The organism is Mesorhizobium sp. M2E.F.Ca.ET.219.01.1.1, assembly GCF_004016445.2.
In the GTDB taxonomy this organism is placed as follows: domain Bacteria; phylum Pseudomonadota; class Alphaproteobacteria; order Rhizobiales; family Rhizobiaceae; genus Mesorhizobium.
This window is the reverse complement of record NZ_SADT02000001.1, coordinates 1,077,196-1,098,902: the sequence shown is the minus strand read 5'-3', so window position 1 is coordinate 1,098,902 and position 21,707 is coordinate 1,077,196. Positions and strand designations below refer to the sequence as shown.

At 65.2% G+C, this 21,707-nt stretch carries 22 protein-coding genes; 9 read left to right on the top strand and 13 right to left on the bottom strand.

The window, feature by feature from the left end; all coding sequences use genetic code 11:
• Positions 1-10: 10 nt before the first annotated feature.
• Genes pobA through pcaD form a run of 6 tightly spaced genes read right to left on the bottom strand, consistent with a single transcriptional unit; the run spans position 11 to position 4,815 of the window.
• A complete protein-coding gene (pobA, locus tag EN862_RS05205; protein ID WP_127868664.1) occupies positions 11-1,183 on the bottom strand; it encodes a 4-hydroxybenzoate 3-monooxygenase in 1,173 nt (390 codons plus the stop codon).
• Entirely contained in the window at positions 1,183-2,235 is a 1,053-nt protein-coding gene (locus tag EN862_RS05200) for a 3-carboxy-cis,cis-muconate cycloisomerase (RefSeq protein ID WP_127868663.1), read from the bottom strand. The genes pobA and EN862_RS05200 overlap by 1 nt, the downstream gene beginning before the upstream one ends.
• A gap of 11 nt (positions 2,236-2,246) precedes the next feature.
• Entirely contained in the window at positions 2,247-2,861 is a 615-nt protein-coding gene (pcaG, locus tag EN862_RS05195) for a protocatechuate 3,4-dioxygenase subunit alpha (RefSeq protein ID WP_127868662.1), read from the bottom strand.
• Positions 2,861-3,613 (bottom strand): protocatechuate 3,4-dioxygenase subunit beta, encoded by a 753-nt coding sequence (gene pcaH, locus EN862_RS05190; protein WP_127868661.1) that lies wholly within the window; start codon positions 3,611-3,613, stop codon positions 2,861-2,863. Before pcaH ends, pcaG begins: the two co-directional genes overlap by 1 nt.
• Positions 3,606-4,010, bottom strand: coding sequence for a 4-carboxymuconolactone decarboxylase (gene pcaC, locus EN862_RS05185; RefSeq protein WP_127868660.1), 405 nt, complete (start codon positions 4,008-4,010; stop codon positions 3,606-3,608). The genes pcaH and pcaC overlap by 8 nt, the downstream gene beginning before the upstream one ends.
• Positions 4,003-4,815, bottom strand: a complete 813-nt coding sequence (gene pcaD, locus EN862_RS05180; protein ID WP_127868659.1) for a 3-oxoadipate enol-lactonase — start codon at positions 4,813-4,815, stop codon at positions 4,003-4,005. Before pcaD ends, pcaC begins: the two co-directional genes overlap by 8 nt.
• A 92-nt stretch (positions 4,816-4,907) precedes the next feature.
• Between pcaD and pcaQ the strand changes: the two genes are divergently transcribed.
• The 8 genes from pcaQ (at position 4,908) to EN862_RS05140 (ending at position 13,029) form a co-directional block, all read left to right on the top strand.
• Entirely contained in the window at positions 4,908-5,825 is a 918-nt protein-coding gene (pcaQ, locus tag EN862_RS05175) for a pca operon transcription factor PcaQ (protein WP_095815781.1), read from the top strand.
• 181 nt (positions 5,826-6,006) lie between these two features.
• Positions 6,007-7,323 carry an ABC transporter substrate-binding protein gene (locus EN862_RS05170; RefSeq protein WP_127868658.1) on the top strand — a complete coding sequence of 439 codons (1,317 nt, stop codon included), beginning with the start codon at positions 6,007-6,009 and terminating at the stop codon, positions 7,321-7,323.
• A gap of 28 nt (positions 7,324-7,351) precedes the next feature.
• Entirely contained in the window at positions 7,352-8,083 is a 732-nt protein-coding gene (locus EN862_RS05165; RefSeq protein ID WP_127868696.1) for an ABC transporter ATP-binding protein, read from the top strand.
• Positions 8,080-8,808 (top strand): ABC transporter ATP-binding protein, encoded by a 729-nt coding sequence (locus EN862_RS05160; protein WP_127868657.1) that lies wholly within the window; start codon positions 8,080-8,082, stop codon positions 8,806-8,808. The genes EN862_RS05165 and EN862_RS05160 overlap by 4 nt, the downstream gene beginning before the upstream one ends.
• On the top strand, positions 8,805-9,701 hold the full coding sequence (locus EN862_RS05155) for a branched-chain amino acid ABC transporter permease (RefSeq protein WP_127868656.1): 897 nt from the start codon (positions 8,805-8,807) through the stop codon (positions 9,699-9,701). The genes EN862_RS05160 and EN862_RS05155 overlap by 4 nt, the downstream gene beginning before the upstream one ends.
• The gene (locus EN862_RS05150) at positions 9,698-10,759 is read left to right on the top strand and encodes a branched-chain amino acid ABC transporter permease (RefSeq protein ID WP_127868655.1); all 1,062 of its coding nucleotides are present in this window, start codon (positions 9,698-9,700) and stop codon (positions 10,757-10,759) included. The genes EN862_RS05155 and EN862_RS05150 overlap by 4 nt, the downstream gene beginning before the upstream one ends.
• A gap of 2 nt (positions 10,760-10,761) precedes the next feature.
• On the top strand, positions 10,762-11,547 hold the full coding sequence (locus EN862_RS05145) for a coniferyl-alcohol dehydrogenase (RefSeq protein WP_127868695.1): 786 nt from the start codon (positions 10,762-10,764) through the stop codon (positions 11,545-11,547).
• A 36-nt stretch (positions 11,548-11,583) separates the two neighbouring features.
• On the top strand, positions 11,584-13,029 hold the full coding sequence (locus EN862_RS05140; RefSeq protein ID WP_127868654.1) for an aldehyde dehydrogenase: 1,446 nt from the start codon (positions 11,584-11,586) through the stop codon (positions 13,027-13,029).
• Positions 13,030-13,073: 44 nt separating this feature from the next.
• On the opposite strand, the gene EN862_RS05135 is transcribed toward EN862_RS05140, so the two are convergent.
• The 5 genes from EN862_RS05135 to EN862_RS05115 all read right to left on the bottom strand — a co-directional run bounded on the left by EN862_RS05135 (position 13,074) and on the right by EN862_RS05115 (position 17,945).
• Entirely contained in the window at positions 13,074-13,928 is an 855-nt protein-coding gene (locus tag EN862_RS05135; RefSeq protein WP_127868653.1) for a sugar phosphate isomerase/epimerase family protein, read from the bottom strand.
• A 1-nt stretch (position 13,929) separates the two neighbouring features.
• Positions 13,930-14,706, bottom strand: coding sequence for an ATP-binding cassette domain-containing protein (locus EN862_RS05130; RefSeq protein WP_127868652.1), 777 nt, complete (start codon positions 14,704-14,706; stop codon positions 13,930-13,932).
• Entirely contained in the window at positions 14,703-15,689 is a 987-nt protein-coding gene (locus tag EN862_RS05125; RefSeq protein ID WP_127868651.1) for an ABC transporter permease, read from the bottom strand. Before EN862_RS05125 ends, EN862_RS05130 begins: the two co-directional genes overlap by 4 nt.
• Before the next feature lie 130 nt (positions 15,690-15,819).
• On the bottom strand, positions 15,820-16,809 hold the full coding sequence (locus EN862_RS05120; protein ID WP_245519499.1) for a substrate-binding domain-containing protein: 990 nt from the start codon (positions 16,807-16,809) through the stop codon (positions 15,820-15,822).
• A gap of 74 nt (positions 16,810-16,883) precedes the next feature.
• Positions 16,884-17,945, bottom strand: coding sequence for a LacI family DNA-binding transcriptional regulator (locus EN862_RS05115; RefSeq protein ID WP_127868650.1), 1,062 nt, complete (start codon positions 17,943-17,945; stop codon positions 16,884-16,886).
• Between the two features lie 147 nt (positions 17,946-18,092).
• Between EN862_RS05115 and EN862_RS05110 the strand changes: the two genes are divergently transcribed.
• Positions 18,093-19,124, top strand: coding sequence for a hydroxyacid dehydrogenase (locus EN862_RS05110; RefSeq protein WP_127868649.1), 1,032 nt, complete (start codon positions 18,093-18,095; stop codon positions 19,122-19,124).
• Between the two features lie 10 nt (positions 19,125-19,134).
• On the opposite strand, the gene otsB is transcribed toward EN862_RS05110, so the two are convergent.
• Both otsB and EN862_RS05100 read right to left on the bottom strand, forming a co-directional pair.
• Positions 19,135-19,917, bottom strand: coding sequence for a trehalose-phosphatase (gene otsB / locus EN862_RS05105; RefSeq protein WP_127868648.1), 783 nt, complete (start codon positions 19,915-19,917; stop codon positions 19,135-19,137).
• Positions 19,914-21,707 (bottom strand): trehalose-6-phosphate synthase, encoded by a 1,794-nt coding sequence (locus tag EN862_RS05100; RefSeq protein ID WP_127868647.1) that lies wholly within the window; start codon positions 21,705-21,707, stop codon positions 19,914-19,916. Before EN862_RS05100 ends, otsB begins: the two co-directional genes overlap by 4 nt.

The following is a 21,707-nucleotide window of genomic DNA, read 5'->3' as shown; positions in this document are numbered from 1 at the left end:
CGGCGGCCGATCAATAGGGAAGGCCGACGTAATTTTCCGCGAGCGCCGTCGACGCGGCCTTCGAATGCACAAGATAGTCGAGCTCGGCTTCCTGGATGCGTTGGCCGAACTCGCCGGTCTCCGGAAAGCGGTGCAGCATCGTCGTCATCCACCAGGAAAAGCGCACCGCTTTCCACACACGCGACAACGCCTTGGCCGAGAAGGCGTCGAGCCCGGCCTCTGACCTCTCGCGGTAGAATTCGCGAAGCCCAGCAAAGAGATAACGAACGTCGCTGGCAGCGAGGTTGAGGCCCTTGGCGCCGGTCGGCGGCACGATATGGGCGGCATCGCCGACCAGGAATAGTTTTCCGAAGCGCATCGGCTCAGCGACGAAGGAGCGCAGCGGGGCGATCGACTTCTCGAAGGACGGCCCTGTGGTGACGGCTTCCGCTATTTGCGCCGGCAGGCGGCTGCGCAGCTCGTCCCAGAAGCGGTCGTCCGACCAGGCCTCGACGCGCTCGTCGGCGGGAACCTGCACATAGTAGCGGCTGCGCTGCGGCGAGCGCATCGAGCAGAGCGCGAAGCCGCGCTCGTGATTGGCATAGACCAGCTCATGGTCCGCAGGCGGCACCTCGGCCAGCACGCCCAGCCAGCCGAACGGATACTGCCGCTCGAACGTCTTCAGCGCGCCCTGCGGCACCGACTTGCGGCTGACGCCGTGATAGCCGTCGCAGCCGGCAATGAAGTCGCAATCGATGCGGTGCGTCGCGCCATCCTTGTCGTAGGTGACGAAGGGAGACGTCCCATCGAAATCATGCAGCGCGACATTCGACGTTTCGAAGACGGTCTGGAGTCCCGCCGCCTCGCGCTTCTGCATCAGATCGAGCGTCACTTCGGTCTGGCCATAGACGGTGACATGCTTGCCGCCGGTGAGCGCGCTCATGTCGATGCGATGCGCGCGGCCGTCGAAGGCGAGCGAGATGCCTTCATGCGGCAGGCCCTGGGCATGCAGCCGGTCCGCCGCGCCTGCTTCGCCGAGCAGGTCGACCGTGCCCTGTTCCAGCACGCCGGCGCGCACCCGCCCAAGCACATGCTCGCGGCTCGATCGTTCGAGAATGACGGTCTCGACGCCGATGCCGGCGAGCAACTGTCCAAGCAGCAGGCCGGACGGTCCGGACCCAATGATGACGACCTGCGTGCGCATCAGTGACCAAGGCTCTCGATCTGCGCGGCAAGCTCGGCGGCAAGCCTGAGCGCGGCCGCCGTCGCCACGACCATTTGCGGCAGGATCAGCCACTCCAGCGTCCAGGCCGCACCCGAGCGCTCCTGCTCATGCACCAGCGCCTGGTGCATGCCGGGAAGCTGCACCGCGTTGAAGCGCGCCAGCGCCACCAGCGTCTCCGCCTTCACCGGGTTCTGCTTGTGCGGCATGGCCGACGAGCCGCCGCCACCGGACAATTTGACGTCGGAGCCCGTCAGCGCCATCAGCGCGACATCCTGCCCGAACTTGCCGAGGCTGCCGGTCACCAGCGACAGCCAGCCGGCGAACTCGGCCAGCGCGTCACGCTGGCTGTGCCATTGCGGCGCATCGGCAAGACCGAGCTTCCCGGCAAGCGCGGTGCGCACGGCGGCGGCCCTGTCGCCGAGCCTGTCCAGCGTGCCGGCAGCGCCGCCGAATTGCAGCGCCAGCACACGGCCGGACATTTCGGCAAGGCGCTGCTGGTGACGTTCGAGCGGCGCCCTCCAGGATGTAGTCCGATCCGTCACTGTGATCGGGATTGCCGGCTGCATGCGCGTCATCGCCATGAACTGACGTTCTCCGAACTCCAGCTCGAGACCGGTGAGGCGCACGACGTTTTCACCAAGCAGCAGGCCGATATGATCGATGGCCTGCCGCAGGCGCAGCACAAGCGAGGTGTCGATAACATCCTGGCTGGTGGCGCCGAAATGCACATAGGCATCGTGCGGCGCGCCGACTGCGGCTTTGATCTGCCGAGCCAGTTCCGGCACCACGACGCCATCCCCGGCGACACCGGCGCGCAGCTTCGCGGTGTCCGGCCGGAAGGCGGCCAAAGCTTGCACGATCGCCGCCTCGGCCTCACGCGGGATGACGCCACACTCGGCCTCCGCCTCGGCCAGCGCCCGCTCGAAAGCGAGCATCGCATCGATGTCGGCTTCGACGGAGAAATGCCGTGCCGCCTCCTCGTCGCCGAGCAGGCCGGAAAGCAGCGGATGATCGAAGGGCGAAACGGTCATATTGGTCGCGGTCAGCTGTCGAAGAAGACCGTCTCCTTTTCGCCCTGCAGGTGGACATCGAAGACGTAAGTGTCGCCCTGCCGCTCGGCGATCAGCGTCGGCACGCGCATGCGATGTTCGATACGGGCGAGGATAGGATCCTCGGCATTGGCCTTCTCCTCGTCGGAAAAATAGAGCCTGGTGCTGAGCCCGATATTGATGCCGCGCGCCACGATCCACAGCGTGACATGCGGCGCCATCAGCCGACCGTCGCGGAACGGCACGCGTCCAGGCTTGATCGTGTGGAACCGGCAGACGCCCGTTTCCATGTCGGTCGGCTGCCTGCCCCACCCCAAAAAGTTGGGATCGGCCGCGCCGCGCATCTCCGCCGGTGAATTGTAGAGCCCGTTGGCATCTGCCTGCCAGATCTCGATCAGCGCATCCTTCAGCGGCGTGCCGGTGCCGTCGAGCACGCGGATGCGCAGCTCGATGCGCTCGCCCTTGGTCTCGCCGTTGACCATCGTCGAGCCGAGGTCGCTCGCATAGACGCCGCCGATACCGCAGAAATTGGGCGTCAGGCCGATATGCACGTAAGGGCCGGCGGTTTGCGAAGGGCTCTCCTTCAGCCGGTCGAGCGACTGCGCCATCAATTGCCCTCCGGCCTGTTCTCGAACAGCGTCGAGCGCCGCCCGCGCAGCACGATGTCGAACGTGTAGGCGAGCGCGTCCATCGGGATCGTCGCGTGCATGTCGAGCGCGGCGATCAGCGCCTCGACCGCGGCCTTGTTGGAAATGCCGCCGACGATCGGGCAGCGCCAGATCAGCGGATCGCCCTCGAAATACATCTGCGTGATCAGCCGCTGCGCGAAGCCGTGGCCGAACACGGAAAAATGGATATGCGCCGGCCGCCAGTCGTTCGGACCGTTCGGCCACGGATAGGGCCCAGGCCTGACGGTGCGAAAGGCGTAGCCGCCATCCTCGCCGGTGATCGTGCGGCCGCAGCCGCCGAAATTCGGATCGAGCGGGGCGAGATAGCCGTCCTTCTTGTGACGGTAGCGGCCGCCGGCATTGGCCTGCCAGAATTCGAGCAGCACGCCCGGCACGCCCTTGCCGCGCTCGTCGAGCACGCGTCCATGGACGATGATGCGCTCGCCGATGGCTCTCTCGCCGGCCTTGGCGAAATTGTGGATCAGGTCGTTGTCGAGCTCGCCGAGCATCGTATGCCCGAACACCGGACCGGTCAGTTCCGACAGGGTGTTGTCGAACGACAGCAGCGCCTTCCGCGGCGAGCGCAGCACCGAGCTCTTGTAGTTCGGCGTGAAGGCCGCCGGATGCCACTGCCGGTCGCGCTGGAAGAAGGCGCCGGTTTCCGGCGCGCGGTTTGAGCCTGACTCAGCCATGGGCGGTCTTTGCTCCGTCCATCTGCGCGAACACCTCCTTGGCGATCTTGAAGGCGCGGTTGGCGGCTGGCACGCCGGCATAGATCGCGACATGCAGGAAAGCCTCGCAGATGTCGTCTCGCGTGGCGCCTGTATTGGCGGTGGCGCGCACATGCATGGCGACTTCCTCGTCATGGCCGAGTGCGGCGAGCAGCGCCAGCGTCACGATCGAGCGCTCGCGCTTCGACCAGCCCGGTCGCGCCCACACGGTTCCCCAGGCGGCTTCGGTGATCAGTTGCTGGAACGGCCGGTCGAAATCGGTCGCCGCATCTTCGGCGCGGTCGACATGGGGATCGCCGAGCACGGAGCGGCGGACCTCGAGACCAGTCCGGTAGCGGTTCTTCGTGACATCATCCATGAGCAGGCTTTCCCTCGGGCAACGAGGCGACGAAATCGCGGATCAAAGTGACGAGCGCTTCGGGCTGCTCGATGCACGGAATGTGTGCGGCATTGCGGATCACTTCGAGGTGTGCGCCGGGGATCAGTCCAGCCAATGAGCGGACCAGCTCCAGCGGCGTCGAACCATCCTGGTCGCCGACGATGCAGAGCGTCGGCACAGCGATCCGCCGCGCGCTGTCGGTGAAATCGGCATCGCGCACCGCCATGCAGGTGCCGATATAGCCGGGCAGCGCCTGCCTGGTCAGCATGTTGCGGCAACCGGCCAGATCGGCGGCGCGCGCTGCGTGGAATTCCGGTGTGAACCACACTTTCATGATGCCGTCGGCGATCACCTCGATGCCGTCGCGCTCGACGGTGGCGATGCGCGTGTTCCAGCTCTCTGCGGTGCCTATCTTGTGCGCGGTGTCGCTGAGGATCAGCGCCTCCACGCATTTGGGATGGCGGGTGTAGAGTCGCTGCGCGACTAGGCCACCGACCGACAATCCGCACAGCACGACCTTCCCGAAACCGAAATGATCGATGAGGCCCAGCAGGTCGTCGACATGGTCGTCGATCGAGCGCACGCCGCTGCCGATATCCGACAGCCCATGGCCGCGCTTGTCGTAGACGAGCATCGGCATTTCACCAGTAAGCCGCGCGACGAGGTCGTCCCAGATACGGAAGTCGGTGCCCAACGAATTGATGAAGATGATCGGACGCGACGTGCCGGCCGCCTCGATATGGCGATGATGCAGCGTGACGCCGCCTATGCTGACGAATGGCACGATTTCGATCCTCCAAAGCCACATTGCACCAGCGATTTGGTTCGGTAAAATGATATTTTGCGGCGTTTCATTAACTCTGAGGTTATCGAACCATGGCCGAAAGCCGGATCCGCTTCCGCCACCTCCAAGCGTTTCTCGAAGTCGCGCGGCAAGGCAGCGTCGCGCGCGCAGCCGACTTCCTGCATGTCAGCGCGCCCGCCGTCACCAAGACTTTGCGCGAGTTGGAGGAAGCGCTGGGCGTCGCGGTGGTCGAGCGCGACGGGCGCGGCATTCGCGTCACGCGTCTCGGCGAGATCTTCCTTGGACATGCCGGCTCGGCGATTTCGGCGCTGAAGCGCGGCGTCGATTCCGTGCGCCAGGACGGCGCCCTCAATCGCGACCCGATCCGTATCGGCGCGCTGCCGACCGTGTCGGCGCGGGTGATGCCGCTCGCCATGAACCTGTTCCTCGAGGAGAACACCGGCGCCGCGCTCAAGATCGTCACCGGCGAGAACGCGGTGCTTCTGGAACAGTTGCGTGTCGGCGCGCTCGACCTCGTGGTCGGCCGGCTCGCGGCGCCCGAGCATATGACCGGCTTCTTCTTCGAACACCTTTATTCCGAACAGGTGCTGTTCGTCGTGCGGGCCGGGCATCCCCTGTCCGAGCCGGGCGCCGACATCTTCGCGCGGCTCGACGAGTTCCCCGTCCTGATGCCGACGCGGGAATCCGTCATCCGGCCTTTCGTCGACCGGCTCTTCATCACCAACGGCATGACCGCGCCGGCGACGGAAATCGAAACTGTCTCCGATTCCTTCGGCCGCTCCTTCATGCGCCAGAGCAACGCGGTGTGGATCATCTCGGCCGGCGTCGTCGCCAACGAGATCGCCAGCGGCGCCTTCGTCGCCCTGCCGGTGGATACGGAAGAAACCAAAGGGCCGGTGGGCTTGACCATGCGCACCGACACCGCGCCCTCGCCCGCCTTCACCATCCTCTTGCAGACGATCCGCGAGGCAGCGCGGCACCACGCCTGACGATCGGCCCTGGCAGTTCGAATTCCGCTAACCTAGGGGTTAATGAAACACCGTACAATATCATTTTACCGAACCAAACCGCTAGTGCAATGTGACCTCGGAGGATCGAGAGCCGTGCCGTCCGGCCGCAAACGGAAGACCCGTTTGCCGTCGTGTCGAACGGCCACTGAGGGAGGAGCAGATGTCTCGCATTATCGGCAGCAAACCCGCTCTATCGGGCATTTCACGGCGCCAATTCATCGCCACGTCGGTGGCCGGCGGCGCGGCACTGGCATTCGGCCGCGGCAAGGCCTTCGCGCAAAGCGCCGACACGGTCAAGGTCGGCTTCGTCAGCCCGCGCACCGGCCCGCTCGCCGGCTTCGGCGAGACCGACGGCTATGTGCTCGACCTTGCCCGCAAGGCCCTGGCCAACGGCATCGAGCTCGGCGGCAAGAAATACAGCGTCGATATCCTCGACCAGGACACCCAGTCCGACCCGTCCCGCGCCGGCCAGTTGGCAAAAGATCTGATCAACAACCAGGCCATCGACCTGATGCTCGCCGTCTCCACGCCGGAGGTGATCAATCCAGTGGCGGATGCCTGCGAAGCAGCCGGCGTGCCCTGCCTCTCGACCGTCATGCCGTGGGAGGCCTGGTATTTCGGCCGAGGCGCCAAGCCCGGCGCGCCCTCGCCTTTCAAATGGACCTATCATTTCGGCTTCGGCGTCGGCGAATTCTTCAAGACCTACATTTCGCAGTGGAACCTGATCGAGACCAACAAGAAGGTCGGCGTCATGTATCCGAACGACGCCGACGGTAACGCCATCCGCGCCAACCTCGCGCCGCTTCTGGCCAAGCAAGGTTTCACGATCGTCGATCCCGGCGCCTATGAGACCGGCACCACCGACTATTCCTCGCAGATCGCGCTGTTCAAGCAGGAAGGAGTCGAGATCTTCAACTCCTTCCCGATCCCGCCCGATTTCGCCGCCTTCTGGCGCCAGGCCGCGCAGCAGGGCCTGACAAGGCAGATCAAGATCGCCCAGGTCGCCAAGACCGGTCTGTTCCCCTCCGACATCGAGGCGCTGGGCGATCTCGGCATGAAGATTGCGAGTGCCGCCTATTGGCACAAGGCCTTCCCCTACAAGTCGCCGCTGACCGGCGTCTCAGGAACGGAACTGGCCGATGGCTACGAGGCGACAAGCGGCAAGCAGTGGACGCAGCAACTCGGCGCCTCGATGTCGCTGCTCGACGCCGGCTTCGAAGCCCTGAAGGCGAGTTCCAACGCCAAGGATAAGGCGGCGGTCGCCAAGGCACTGAGCACGCTGAAGACCGAGACGATGATCGGCAAGGTCGATTTCACCAGCGGCCCAGTCGCCAACGTCTCGCCCGGCCCGATCATCGGCACGCAATGGGTCGCCGCCAAGGAAGGCTCGAAGTTCCCGCTCGATTATGTCGTGACCGAGAACGCCACCGATCCGAAGGTGCCGGTCGAGGCCAAGCTCCAGCCTTACAACGGCTGATCTGTCGAGGGACCGCATCGTGAACGCCATGCCCAACGGTGCGATCCTCAGTGCCGCCGGCATCCACAAGCGCTTCGGAGCGCTTGTGGTGCTCGACGACATCGACTTCGCCATGGGCGCCGAAGAGGCGGTGGGCATCGTCGGCCCGAACGGCGCCGGCAAGACGACGCTGCTCAGCGTGCTTTCCGGCGCCTATCCACCAAGCGCCGGCACCATCGCCTTCAAGGGTGATGACGTGACCACGCTGCCGGCGACGCAGCGCTGCCGGCTGGGCCTCGTCCGCACGCACCAAGTGCCAAAACCCTTCGGCGGCATGACCGCCTTCGAGAATGTCTTCGTCGCCGCCTCGCATGGCGCCGGCCTCGGTCGCGACGAGGCCTATGAGGAGGCGCTCGGCTCGCTGAAGCTCTGCGGCATGCTGGGCGTCGCCAACCGGCGCGCCGAGACGCTTGGCTTGCTCGACCGCAAGCGGCTGGAGCTGGCGCGCGCGCTGGCGGCGAAGCCGACGCTGCTTCTGCTCGACGAGATCGGCGGCGGCCTGACCGACGGCGAGGCCGGCGAGCTGGTAGAGACCATCCGCGAATTGCGCCGCCGCAGGATCGGCATCGTCTGGATCGAGCACATCGTCCACATCCTTCTGCAGGTGGCCGAACGGCTGATCTGCATGGACGCCGGCAAGATTATCGCCGACGGCGACCCGCAGGCGGTGATGGCCGACCCGCAGGTGATCAGCGCCTATCTCGGCGGAGGTCCGAAATGAGCCTGCTGTCGGTCGAGGATCTGGTCGTCCGGCATGGCTTGCTGCAGGCGGTGCGCGGCGTCAGCTTCAGCGTCGAGCGCGGCGAGACGCTGGCGCTGGTCGGCGCCAACGGCGCCGGCAAGACGACATTGTTGAGGGCGATCGCCGGCGCGCACCAGGCAGCCTCCGGCCGCGTGGTCTTCGACGGCGCCGACCTTTCCGGCGTGCCTTCGCATGAGCGCGTCCGCAAAGGCGTGGCCTTGGTGCCAGAGGGCCGTCGGCTATTCGTGCAGATGACTGTCGAGGAAAATCTTCTGCTTGGCCGCACCGCCGGCCGCCGCGGCGACTGGAGCGTCGAGCGCGTGCTGGAAACCTTCCCCAACCTCAAGCCGCGCCGCCACGCCAAGGCCGGACATCTTTCCGGCGGCGAGCAGCAGGCGACGGCAATCGGCCGCGCATTGATGAGCAATCCCGACCTGCTGCTGCTCGACGAAGTCTCGCTTGGCCTGTCGCCGCTGGTCGTCGACCGCGTCTATGCCTCCCTTCAGGGTCTGATCAGCTCCGGCACGACGATCATTCTGGTCGAGCAGGACCTCAACCGCGCGCTCTCGGTCTCCAACAAGGTCATCTGCATGCTCGAGGGCCGCATCGCGCTTGCAGGCGACAGCAAGAACGCCTCGCGCGACGAGGTGACCAAAGCCTATTTCGGCCTGCACCGCAAAGCCGCCGGAGGCGTGCCGGCATGACCAACCAGATCGTCCAGGGCATCCTGCTTGGCGGCTATTACGCGCTGATCGCCTGCGGCCTCTCCTTCATGTTCTCGGTGATGCGCATCATCAACCTGGCGCATGGCAGCCTTGCCGTGCTGTCGGCCTTCGCGCTGTGGCTGCTCGCCTCGCGCTTCCACATCCCGCCCTTCCTGGGCCTCGCCATCGTGTTGCCGCTGATGGCGGTGATCGGCTGGGCCTTGCAGCGCTTCCTGCTCGAGCGCAGTGCGCGCGGTGGCGCGCTCTTACCGATCCTCACCACCTTCGGCCTCGCCATCGTCATCGACAATGTGCTGTTCGAACAGTTCGGCGCCGACACGCGCTCGCTGGCGCCGTTCATCGGCAACCTGTCCTACGATTCGTGGGAATGGCCAGGCAGCCTCTATGTCGGCAAGCTCGCGGTGATCATCTTCGTCGCCGCTGTCGTCCTGCTCGGCGGGCTGCAGCTCTTTCTCACCCGCACCGGGCTCGGCCGCTCGATCCGCGCCACTTCGGAAGACCCCGACACCGCCGGCCTCGTCGGCGTCGATGTGCGCCGCGCCAACGCGATCGCCGCGGCAATCGCCATGGTCACCGTCGGTCTCGCCGGCGCCTTCCTCGGTATGCGCGCCACCTTCGATCCCTATGCCGGCGCAACGCAACTTCTGTTCGCCTTCGAGGCGGCCGTCATCGGCGGCGCCGGCTCGCTCTGGGGCACGCTCATCGGCGGCATCGTGCTGGCGCTCGCCCAGACGCTCGGCGCCAAGGTACATCCGCAAGGCTTTCTCATCGGCGGGCACGTCGCCTTCCTGATCGTGCTGTTCATTCGGCTCTACACTTCCGGCCTCGGCCTGCGCGGCTTGCTGCGGTTCTCGACGGGGAAGGTGCCATGAGCGCCGCCTCCCCCGTCATCGAGCGCGGCACGGCCGCCTCGCGCATCGCCGGCTGCGGCGTCGCGATCATCATCCTGCTGCTTGCCCTCGCGCCGCAGTTCCTCTCCGCAGGCGCGGTCGACCGCATGACCGCTTTGTTCATCTATGTGATCCTCGCCGCGATGTGGAACGCACTTGCCGGTTTCGGCGGGCTGGTCTCGGTCGGCCAGCAGGTGTTCTTCGGTCTCGGCGCCTACTTCGCCATCCGCCTCGCCAACGCCGGGCTCAATCCGTTCGTCTCGCTGTTCGTTTCGGCGGTCATCGTCGGCGCCGTGTCCTGGCCGATCTCGCTGTTCATGCTGCGCTTGAGGAACGGCGAGTTCGCCATCGGCATGTGGGTGATAGCGGCACTCACCCACCTTCTCGTCAATCTCGACCGGCTGATCCAGGGCGAGACCGGCACCTCGCTGATCTCGCTCAACGTCTACGACGCGTCGACACGCAGGCTGACCATCTACTGGCTGGCGCTGGCCTCGATGACGGCGCTGCTCGCCGTCCTGTTCGGCCTGCTGCGCGGCAGCACGGGCGCCGCCATCCGCGCCATCCGCGACAATGAGGACGCGGCAGCCTCCATCGGCGTGCGCGTCACCGGCACCAAGCGGCTGCTCTTCGTGCTCGCCGCTTTCGGCATCGGCGTTGCCGGCGCGCTGTGGCTGGCGACCTCAATCACCTTCCAGCCGAAGACGTACTTCAGCGTCCAGTGGACCGCCTACATGATCTTCATTGTGCTGGTCGGGGGCATCGGTACCTTCGAAGGCGCCATCCTTGGCGCGCTCATCTTCTTCCTCATCGAGACCTGGTTCGGCGGCACCGGCGTCTGGTACCTGATCGGGCTCGGCGCCACGGCGCTGATCTTCTCGCTGCTCTTGCCGCGCGGTCTGTGGGGCACGCTCGAAGAGCGTTTTGGTTGGCGCCTGCTTTCGGTCGGCTACCGCGTCAGGCTTCCTGTCAACGCAAGCGACACGACCGGTGGGACCGCTTCGCCGGCACAGGTAACAACATCTCGGGAGAAAGCGTGAGCATGCTGTTCGGCAAGACGATCCTCATCACCGGCGTCGCCTCGGGCATCGGCGCCCGCACGGCGGAACTGGCGGGCCAACTTGGCGCCGATGTGATCGGCGTCGACATGCGCGAGCCAGCCGATCATCAGGGCATCTTCGTCAAGGCCGACATCTCGTCCAAATCCGGCGTCGACGATCTTGTCGCGCAACTGCCGCAGCGGCTCGATGCGCTGTGCAACGTCGCCGGTCTCTCCGGCAACACCGGCGCCGCGCCGACGTTCGCCGTCAATTTCTACGGCCTGCGCGCGCTGTCCGAAGCGCTGGCGCCAAAACTTCGCGAGGGCGGCGCCATCGTCAACGTCGCCTCGATCGCCGGCTACGGCTGGCGCGCCAATCTCAACCGCGCCGCCTCAATGGTCGGCGTCGAGGGTTTTCCCGATGTCCCGAAGGTGATTGCCGACCACGCAGTGAAGAACGAAGAAGGCTATCCGGTCTCGAAGGAGCTCCTCCTCCTGTGGACCTTCCGCGCCGCGCATCAGAAGCTGTTCAAGAGCCGCGGCATCCGCGTCAATGCGGTCAGCCCGGGCCCGGTGGAGACGCCGATCCTCAAACAGTTCCGCAGCGTGCTGGGCGACGCGAAGGTTGACAGCGATATCGTCCGGGTCGGCCGAGCCGGCACATCGGGCGACATCGCGCCGGTCGTGCTGTTCCTGTGCTCGGACGGCGCACGCTGGATCAATGGCGCCAACGTGCCCGTCGACGGCGGCCTCGAGGCGTCGATCAACGCGGAAGTGCTTGGCTTCTGATTTTGCAACGCTCCACCGGGAGCGAGGGAGAGAACAATGGATATCGGACTTCTGATTGATGGCGACGAAAGGGCAGCGACCGGCAAGGCCTCCTACGAACGCCTGGACCCCTTCACCGGCAAGCTCGCGACGCGCGCCGCCGCTGCAAGCATTGCCGACGCCAATGCCGCAGTCGATGCTGCGGCCGCTGCTTTCGATGCCTGGTCGAAGACCGGACCCGGTGAACGCCGGGCACTGCTCTTGAAGGCCGCCGATGTGATGGCTTCGAAGGTTGGCGAGTTCACGAAGCTGATGATGGAAGAGACCGGCGCCACCGGCCCCTGGGCGGGCTTCAACGTCATGCTGGCCTCCAACATGCTGCGCGAGGCGGCGGCGATGACCACGCAGATTTCCGGCGAGGTTATTCCGTCCGACAAGCCGGGCACGCTCGCCATGGCGATCCGTCAGCCGGCAGGTGTGTGCCTCGGCATCGCGCCGTGGAACGCGCCGGTCATCCTCGGCACGCGTGCACTCGCCATGCCGCTCGCCTGCGGCAACACCGTGGTGCTGAAGGCTTCCGAAATGTGCCCCGGCACGCATCGCCTGATCGGCCAGGTGCTGGTCGAGGCCGGCTTGCCGAAAGGCGTCGTCAATGTCGTCACCAACGATCCGAGGGACGCCGCGGCGATCGTCGAGGCGCTGATCGCGCATCCGGCGGTGAAGCGCGTCAACTTCACCGGTTCGACCAAGGTCGGCCGCATCATCGCCGAGCTCTCCGGACGGCACCTCAAGCCGGCGCTGCTCGAGCTCGGCGGCAAGGCGCCACTGGTCGTGCTGGACGACGCCGACATCGACGCGGCAGTCAATGCCGCTGTTTTCGGCGCCTTCATGCATCAGGGCCAGATCTGCATGTCGACCGAACGTCTTATCGTTGACGAGAAGATCGCCGACGAGTTCGTCGCCAAGCTTGCCGCCCGTGCTTCGCGACTTCCGGCCGGCGATCCGCGAGGCCATGTCGTCCTTGGCTCGCTGATCAGCACTCAGGCCGCGGACAAGATGGAGGAGCTGATCGCTGATGCGACCGCGAAAGGCGCCAAGCTTGCCGCCGGTGGCAAACGCACGGGCACGGTCGTGGAAGCTACGCTCCTTGACCAGGTGACCCCCGCCATGCGCGTCTATGCGGAGGAATCCTTCGGCCCGGTCAAACCGGTGATCCGCGTCAAAGGCGAAGAGGAGGCCGTGCGCGTCGCCAACGACACCGAATACGGCCTGTCGTCGGCCGTCTTCAGCCGCAACATTCGCCGCGCCATGGCGGTTGCCGCGCGCATCCAGGCCGGCATCTGCCACATCAACGGCCCGACCGTCGGCGACGAGGCGCAGATGCCTTTCGGCGGCGTCAAGGGTTCGGGCTATGGCCGCTTCGGCGGCAAGGCCTCGATCGCCGAGTTCACCGACCTGCGCTGGGTGACGATCGAGGATCCGGGCCAGCACTACCCGTTCTGATTGGCCGCTTCTTCCTTCTCCCCTTGCGGGAGAAGGAAGAAACCTCACCCCAGCGTCAATCCGGCCTTCTTCGCTTCCTCGCGCAGGAAAGGCAGGCCAACCTCGATGACGTCGCGCGGGTCTTCCGCCACCGGCCGCCACACCGCGAGCCCGCCGGCGATATCGACATCGACGTGGTTCATGCTTTCGAGCGTGATTGGGCCCTGATAGCCGATGTCGGCGATCGCCTTCATGCAGGCCGCCCAGTTGAGCATGCCGCGACCGGGCACGCCGCGATTGGCTTCCGACACATGCACATAGCCGAGATAGGGCGCTGCCGCCTCGAAGCCGGCGGCAAAGCTCTCTTCCTCGATATGCATGTGGTAGGTGTCGAGATGGATGAAGATGTTGTCGGCACCGACGCGCTCGATGATGCGCGCCGCATCGATGCCGCGGTTGATGAGATGCGTCTCATAGCGGTTGCAGGGCTCGATGCCGAGCTTCAGGCTGCGCGACTTCGCCGATTTCGCCGCACGTTCGAGGAAGCGGCACATACCGTCGATCTCGCGCTGCGTCGGCGCCCGTCCGGTGGTCTTGCCGATCGTGCCGTAGGTGACGCCGCCGAGCGCCTCGGCGCCGACCTCGTTGCAGACTTTGAAGGCCGGCTGCAGGAAGTCGAGCGCCTCTTCCGGCCGCTCGACCACATCGAGCGCGCGCGGCAGGCCAAGCGACGGGATGAGCTCGACGCCATAGTGACTGGCGAAGCCGCGCGTGCGCTTGGTGTCGATCTCCTCCGGCCTCAGCAGCGGGATCTCCATCAGCCCGATGCCGAGCTCCTTCAGCCGGTCCATCTGCGGCTCGATGCGGGCAAGGTCCCAGACCGGCGCGATCGCGAAAGTGTGCAGTCCGAAGGTATTCATATCAGCCTCGTTGCTCATGCGCCGCCGCGGCGGCAATGTCGCCGCCGCCGACGATGCGGCTGACGACTTCGTTCATATTGGTCCTGGCGGTGACGAGATCGGCATCCGCCCGCCCATGGCGCAGCACGACGATGCGGTCGGTGACCGACAGCACGTCGTTCAGCCGGTGCGAGATCAGGATGACGGCGATGCCTTCTGACTTGAGCCGCCGGATGAGGTCGAGCACGCTCTGCACCTCGCGCACCGCAAGGGCCGCCGTCGGCTCATCCATGATGACGAGCTTCGGGTTGAAGGTGAGCGCCCGCGCGATCGCCACCGTCTGCTGCTGGCCGCCCGAGAACGAGCCGACGGAACGGTTGATCGACGGCAGATGCGCGCCGAGCCGCTCGATCATTTTTGCGGCTTGGCGATCCATCTCGCCTTTGTCGACGAAGCCGGGGAACAGGCCGAACAGCCGCTTCGTCGGCTCCCGTCCGAGAAAGATGTTGGACGCCACGTCCTGCTGCTTGGCTAACGAAAGATCCTGGTAGATCATCTCGATGCCGAGTTGGCGGCGCTGTCCAGGATCGAGGGCAAGGATGTCCTTGCCGTCGAATTCGATCGAGCCCGAGTCGGCCCGGTAGATGCCGGTGATGGTTTTCATCAGCGTCGACTTGCCGGCGCCATTGTCGCCGACCAGCCCGACCACCTCGCCGGCCGCGACCGAGAGGTCCACGCCGTGCAAAACGTCGACCGCGCCGAAACTCTTGCGGATGCCGTGAAGCGAAAGCAGGGTCATACGCGCGACTCCTTCCGCACCTGGTACTGGTCAATGAACACGGCGAGGATCAGCACCGCGCCGATCGCCATCTGCTGGTAGTAGGATTGCACCGCGAGCAGCGTCAGCCCGTTCTGCAGCACACCCATGATCAGCGCGCCGATCATGGTGCCGAGGATCGAGGCGCGGCCGCCGAACAGGTTCGTGCCGCCGATGATCGCCGCCGTGATCGCGGTAAGCTCGTAATTGATGCCGGCGGTCGGGTCACCCGCGTTGACGCGGGCGGTGAAGAGCAGGCCGGCGAGCCCGGCCAGCGCGCCGGACAGCGTGTAGATGATGCGGCGGTGATGCTCGACGCGGATGCCGGCCGCGCGGGCAGCACCCTCACTATCGCCCAGCGCCAGCGTGTGGCGGCCGAAGCGCGTATAGGCGAGCACCGCGTGTGCCACGATCGCCGTCAGCACGAAGATGATGACCGGCATCGGAATGCCGAAGGGCCGGCCCTGGCCGATATAGACGATCTCGGGCGGCAGGCCGTAAATCGCCCTGCCCTGCGAGATGACCAGCGCCAACCCGCGCGCCAGGCCCAGCATGCCGAGCGTGACGATGAAGGCCGGCACGAAGGCGCGGGTGACCAGTTGCCCGTTGATGTAGCCGGCGATCGCGCCGGCCAGGATGCAGGCGATCACGGCGAGCACCGAGGGCCAGCCGAGATTGACGGCGACGAAGGCGCCCGCGACGCCGGCAAGCCCCATCACTGAGCCGAGCGACAGGTCGAGCCCGCCCGAGCCGATGACGAAGGTGGCGGCGATCGCCAGCACGCCGATCGTCGAGGTCGCGAGCAAGATGTTGAGGAAATTGCTGAGCGACAGGAAATAGGGCGACAGCAGCGCCATCGCCGTGCTCAGCGCCAGAAGGACCACCAGCGACTCCAGCCTGATGTGGAGCCTTTCGACGGATGCGCGCTGCACCCGAGCCCAGAAGCCGGGCTGTTCAGAAGCCATGTCTTTGCACCCTTCGGGTAAGGGAATAAGGCAGTAGGGCAGTAGAGGAGCCAGGCCTGAGAAGCGCAACTTTTGCCTTCCCTTACTTCCCTTACTGCCCTACTCCCTTACTGCCCTATTCCCTTCCTTCCTACTTCACATACTGCAGCATCGGCTCCTTGCCGGCGTCGATCACGTCCTTGGTCAGCACCAGGGTCGGCACGGCGATGCTTTCCTCGACCTTCTCGCCGGCGAGCGCCTTCTTGACGTTCTCCACCGCCTGCTTGCCGACGAGATAGGGAAGCTGCGCCACCGAGGCATTGAGGCGGCCTTCCTTGATCGACTTCACAGCATCGACATTGCCGTCTACGCCGATGATCGTCACCTGCGGGCCCTTGCCGGCCGCATAGACCGATTCCACTGCGCCGAGCGCCATGCCGTCATTGGCGCAGAAGATGGCGACGAGGTCGGGATGCGCGGTCAGCGTGTCGGTGGCGATCGAGGCGGCCTTGCCGCGATCCCAGTCACCCGGCAGCGAGGCGACAATCTCGAGCCCCGGCGCCAGTTCTTTCAGCTTGTCGGCGAAGCCCTTGGCGCGCTTCTCGCCGGTGATGTTGCCGGAGAGGCCTTCGATGACCAGCACCGGACCCTTGGCGTCCTTGCCGAGCTTGTTGGCTAGATACTCGGCGCCCTGCGCGCCGGCGGCGATGTTGTCGGAGCCGATATGGAAGGTCACCTTGACGCCTTCCTTGTCGAGCACCGCCTGGTCGAGATTGTTGTCGAGGTCGACGATCTTGATGCCAGCGTCCTGCGCCGACTTCAGACAAGGCAGAAGATTGGTGGAGTTGATGGCGGCGGTGATCATCGCCACCGGCTTACGCTCCAGCATCGTATTGCAAAGGTTGAGCTGCGGCTCGGCCGCCTGGTCGCTCTCGGCCGCCTGCTGGAAATATTTCACCCCGGCTTCCTTGGCGCCGTCCGCGACGCCCTGCGCCATCGCGCCCCAGAATGGATTGGCCAGCGTCTTCATCAGCACGCCATATTCGCCATCCTCGGCCTTGGCGACGCCGATGGCCGAAAACGCCAGAGCCACGCCCAATGCAAGCGTAAATCGATTTATCTTCAGGGTGAGCGATGTCATTCCAGTCCTCCTTCTGATCTGGGGTGCCGGATGCCTTGGCCAGGCCGGCGTCCTTCCGTTGTCGACAATGGGGGCTATTGTCGGTCTCCTCCCCCGGAATACGGGCCGTTGCCTGGCGAGCCAACGGATTCCCGCTCCAACACCTGGCAGGGTTCGAGCCGTGCCGTGGGTGGTCCCACGGCGCCCTCGACCCTGCGAAACAAAACGTTCATCGCCTCGCTGGCGATCCGGTGCACCGGCTGCACCACGGCGGCGATCGCCGGCCATGTCACCTGCATCCATTCGGCGTCGTCGAAGCCGACCAGCGAGATATCGTCCGGGCAGTGCCAGCCGCGGCGACGGAATTCCGACAGCGCGACGAGCGTGCCCTTCAAGAGCAGCGAATAGACGGCGGTCGGCCGCTCGCCTTGCCCGAAATAGTCGCGCAGTGAGGACCTGAGTGGCTCGACGCTCACCTCCGACGTGATGACGTCGATGCGGACCGCCGGATTGAGCGCCAGTGCCTGGGAGCGAAAGCCCTCCAGGCGCGCGCGCACCGTCGCCGCCTGCTCGGCAAGGCCGATGACCAGGATATGGCTGTGGCCCTTGCCGACCAGCATCCGCGCAACTTCGGCGCTGGCGGCGGCGCTGTCGGCCGAAACGGTATCGAAAGCGTCGTCGGACAAGACGCGGTCGATCAGCACGCCGGTCATGCCGTTGGCTTTCATGAAGGCAGCCGCCGGCCCGTGCTCATTGCGCACCGGCGCCAGCACCACGCCGGCAACACGCCAGTCATGCATGCGGGCCAGGATCTCCTTTTCGCGCGCTTCCGATTCACGGCTCGACGCCGCGACCAGCGTGTAGCCGCGCTGCTCGGCAAGGCCCTCCAGCTCGGTGACCATCTGGCCGAAGAACTCGCTTTCGAATTCCGGCATGATGGCGCCGATGATGCGGCGCTTGGCTCGACGCATGTCGGAAGCAAGGGGGTCGACGCGATAGCCCAGGCGCTCGACAGCATCGAAGACGCGTTGCGCGTTTTCAGGCTTCACCGTGGTGACGCCGGCCAGCACCTTGGAAACGGTGGCCGCGGACACGCCGGCATGGCTTGCCACGTCGTGGATCGACGCGCGCCGCTGCTTGGCCTCGTGTTGCGCCATTGACCTCCTCCCGAGGGCAGGCAGCTGGTTTTACTGCCGCGCTACTCCAATCGATAAATCGATTTTTCGTTCTTGTAAATCGTTTCACCGGGAGTAAGACTGGAAAGATGTGATTGGCGCGATCCAATCGCGTCCCGGGAGGAAAACATGTCCGACAAGACGTTGCCGCTGGTTATCAGCGCGCCCGAACCGCGTACGCTGGACCTGATCTTCACGCCGCCGCAGCTGGCGCTATTTCGCAAAAAATATCGCATCGTCGAGACAACGCCGGAAGGCGTCGCAAAGTTGCCGGCGGATGTGCTGGCCGAAGCGCGCTATATCGTTGGCCAGCCGCCCATCGCCTCGGAAACGCTGCAGAAAATGACGGCGCTGCGCTGCATCTTCAATGTCGAGACCAACCTCATCAACAACATGCCTTATGAGACGCTGTTTGGCCGCGGCATCCATGTCGTCACCACCGGCCTGGTCTTTGCCGAACCGGTGGCCGAGCTCGGTCTTGCCATGGCGCTCAATTTGGCCCGCAACATCGTCGACGCCGACCTCGCGTTCCGCCAGGGCAAGGAATTGTGGGGCGGCGATGGCAACCAGACGGCGCGGCTGCTCTCCGGCGCCGATGTCGGCATCATCGGCTTCGGCGATCTCGGCCGCGCGCTCAACCGCCTGTTGACCGGCTTCCGCACCCGCACGAAGGTCTATGACCCGTGGCTGCCGCCATCGATCCTCATCGACAACGGCGTCGAGCCGGCCTCGCTGGACGAGGTGCTGTCGCAAAGCGATTTCGTCTTCGTCGTCGCTTCCGTCACCAGCGAGAACCAGGGTTTCCTCGGCGCGGACTCTTTTGCCAAAATGCGCAAGGGCGCCGCCTTCGTCCTGCTCAGCCGCGCCGGCGTCGTCGATTTCGACGCGTTGATGCAAGCGGTGAGGAGCGGCCACATCGTCGCCGCAAGCGACGTCTTTCCGGAAGAGCCGCTGGCCAAGGACCATCCTGTCCGCGACCTCCCCGGCTTCCTACGCTCGGCGCATCGCGCCGGCGCCCTCGACATCGCCTTCAAGCGCATGGGCGACATGGTGCTGGAGGATATGGACCTCATCGACCGCGGCCTGCCGCCGCTGCGCTCCAAACGCGCCGAACGCGAGACGGTCTCGCGCATGCGCTCGAAACCCGTCGACAGGAACTAAGGCTGCTGCGTCAGGCGACAAGGTCGTCTCTGGCAGCATGGCTTGCCGAGTCTCCGAAATTGGCTTCGAGCCAAGCGATCGCGCTGGCGACATCCTCGATCGCGAAGCGGGCAGCCGTCTCGCCCTGCGGCTTGACGCGAATCGAGATCCCGCCCGCGGCATTGACAGTCTCGAAGCCGTTCTCGTCGGACGTATCGTCGCCGAGAAACACCGGGCGTCTGCCGGTGAAAGGATCGAGCTGCATGAAGCGCCGGATCGCGGCGCCCTTGGCGGCTTCGAGCGGCATCAGCTCGACGCCGGCATTGCCGGCGATCACGCGGTAGCCCTTGGGCAGGCGCTCAAGCGCTGCCTCGACCAGCTCCGTCGCCCGTGCCAGAAGCTGCGGCGCGGCTCTCGTGTGGATGGCGAGCACCGGCCCCTTACGTTCGACATAGACGGCCTGGCTTGCCAGCTCGAGTTCAATCTCATCGGCGAGGGCAGCCATATCCGCCGGTTCGTCCGCGGCCTCGATCGGTCCGTCCGGGAGAAGCCTGTGCTCCAGCCCGTAGAGGCCGGCAATCCGGAGTTTCAAGGGGGCGAACAGATGGTCGACGACCGCGATCGAGCGGCCGGTGATGAAGGCGAGCGCACCGTCCAACCGCCGCTCGATTGTCTGCAGGAGATCACGCAACTCCTCGCTGACCGAGACGGCGTCGGGGTGTTCCGCGTGCTCCAGCAAAGTGCCGTCGATGTCGAGGAAAAGCGCCCACCGTCCCGCGGGAAGCGGCGGGGTGAGGTCTGTCTGGATGTTCATCTAAATCCCACTGCCTGTTTGCGTTCGAACATGGAAACGACATTGTCGCCGGTCGGGCCTGCCGGCCGTTCGTATAAGGCCGTGACTCGATCCAGGTCGCCGCGCTTCCTCAGCCGCGCTGCGTCGAGCAGCATGCTGCCGGCCCAGCGATAGACATTATTGTCGCGCACGATCTCGCGCATGCGCCGCATGCGCTCACGCTGTTCGTCCGGCCCCATGGTCAGCGCCTGCAGCATCGCTTCGCTCATCATCGCCGCGTCGTAAGGATTGACGATCAGCGCCTCCAGCAGCTCGCGCGAGGCGCCAGCGAAGGTGCTGAGCAAAAGAACGCCCTGCTCGTCGTCCCGCGACGCGACGAACTCCTTCGCGACCAGGTTCATGCCGTCATGCAGGCTGGTGACCAGACAGATGTCAGCGGCGCGATAGAGTTCATAGACTGCCGCTTGCGAATGATGCTCGGCCACCATGACGACCGGCCGGTAGGATTCGCTGCCGTAACGCTGGTTGAGTTCGTCGGCACAGCGCAGACATTCCTCGTGCAGCTGTTTGTAGGCCGGCAACGTACCCCGGCTCGGCGCCGCGACCTGCAGGAACACGACTTTACCCACCATTTCAGGATGACGAATGAACAGCTCCTCTAATGCACGGAAGCGGTCGAGGATGCCCTTAGTATAGTCGAGACGCTCGACGCCGACGCACAGCTTGGCGCCGACTGCAATCCTGTGGCGCTTGCGCACGCGCAGCCGGCATTCCTCGACGTTGGGCAGGGCTTTCAGGAGATCGTCCGGCCATTCGATCGAGATCGGATAGGAATGCACCAGCGTCACTTGGCCGCCATAGGAAATGGCGGCATCGGCGCGCTCTATGCGGCTTTCCATGAAACGGTCGACGCTCTCGGTGAAGTTGTTGGCGTGATATTGGGTATGGAAGCCCACGATCGAGCTGCCGAGCAGACCATCCAGGATGCGCTCGCGCCACGGGCATATGCTGAACACTTCAGAATTCGGCCAGGGAATATGCCAAAAGGTGATGATGATCGCCTCGGGCAGGCGCTCGCGGATCATGCGCGGCAGAAGCGCGAAGTGATAGTCCTGGACCAGCACGATCGGTCGCTCGTTGCGCGCCTCGGCAACCACCGTGTCGGCAAACTTGCGGTTGACGGCTTCATAGGCTTCCCAGTCCGACTCGCGAAAAATCGGCCGCGTGAAGGCTATATGGCAGAGCGGCCACAGGCCTTCATTGGCAAAGCCAAGATAGTAGCCCTGATATTCGTCGTCGCTCAGCCAGACCCGCCGCAGCGTGTAGGAGGGATGGCCAGGCGGCACCTGCACGCGGTCATGTTCGTCGACCATCGTCCGGTCGGCGCTGCCGCCGCCATAGGCGATCCAGGTGCCGCCACAGGCGCGCGTGATCGGCTCGAGCGCCGAGACCAGTCCACTCGCCGGCACAACGAGCTCGACCTCGCCGTCCTTGGTTTCGTTGTGGATATAGGGCTCGCGATTGGAGACCACGATGACCTGCGCATCCGGCAGGTCCTCGGCAAGGATCTTGCGCAGGGTATCGGGCGACCAGCTAACCAGCGCCGCGTCCACCGACTGCCCGTTCTTCTCGAATTCGCGCAGCACTTTGCGCGCGGCTTCGGTGGCGGAGTCGTCGCCGGAAGTCGGCACAGCCAACGCTCTTGGATGATTGCGACGGTACCGGGATATCGAAATGAAAATCGCTAGTGCGGACAGTCCGAGGCTTGCGAGAATAAGGACCAGTAGCAGGTCGACGCCGTATTGTGTCAT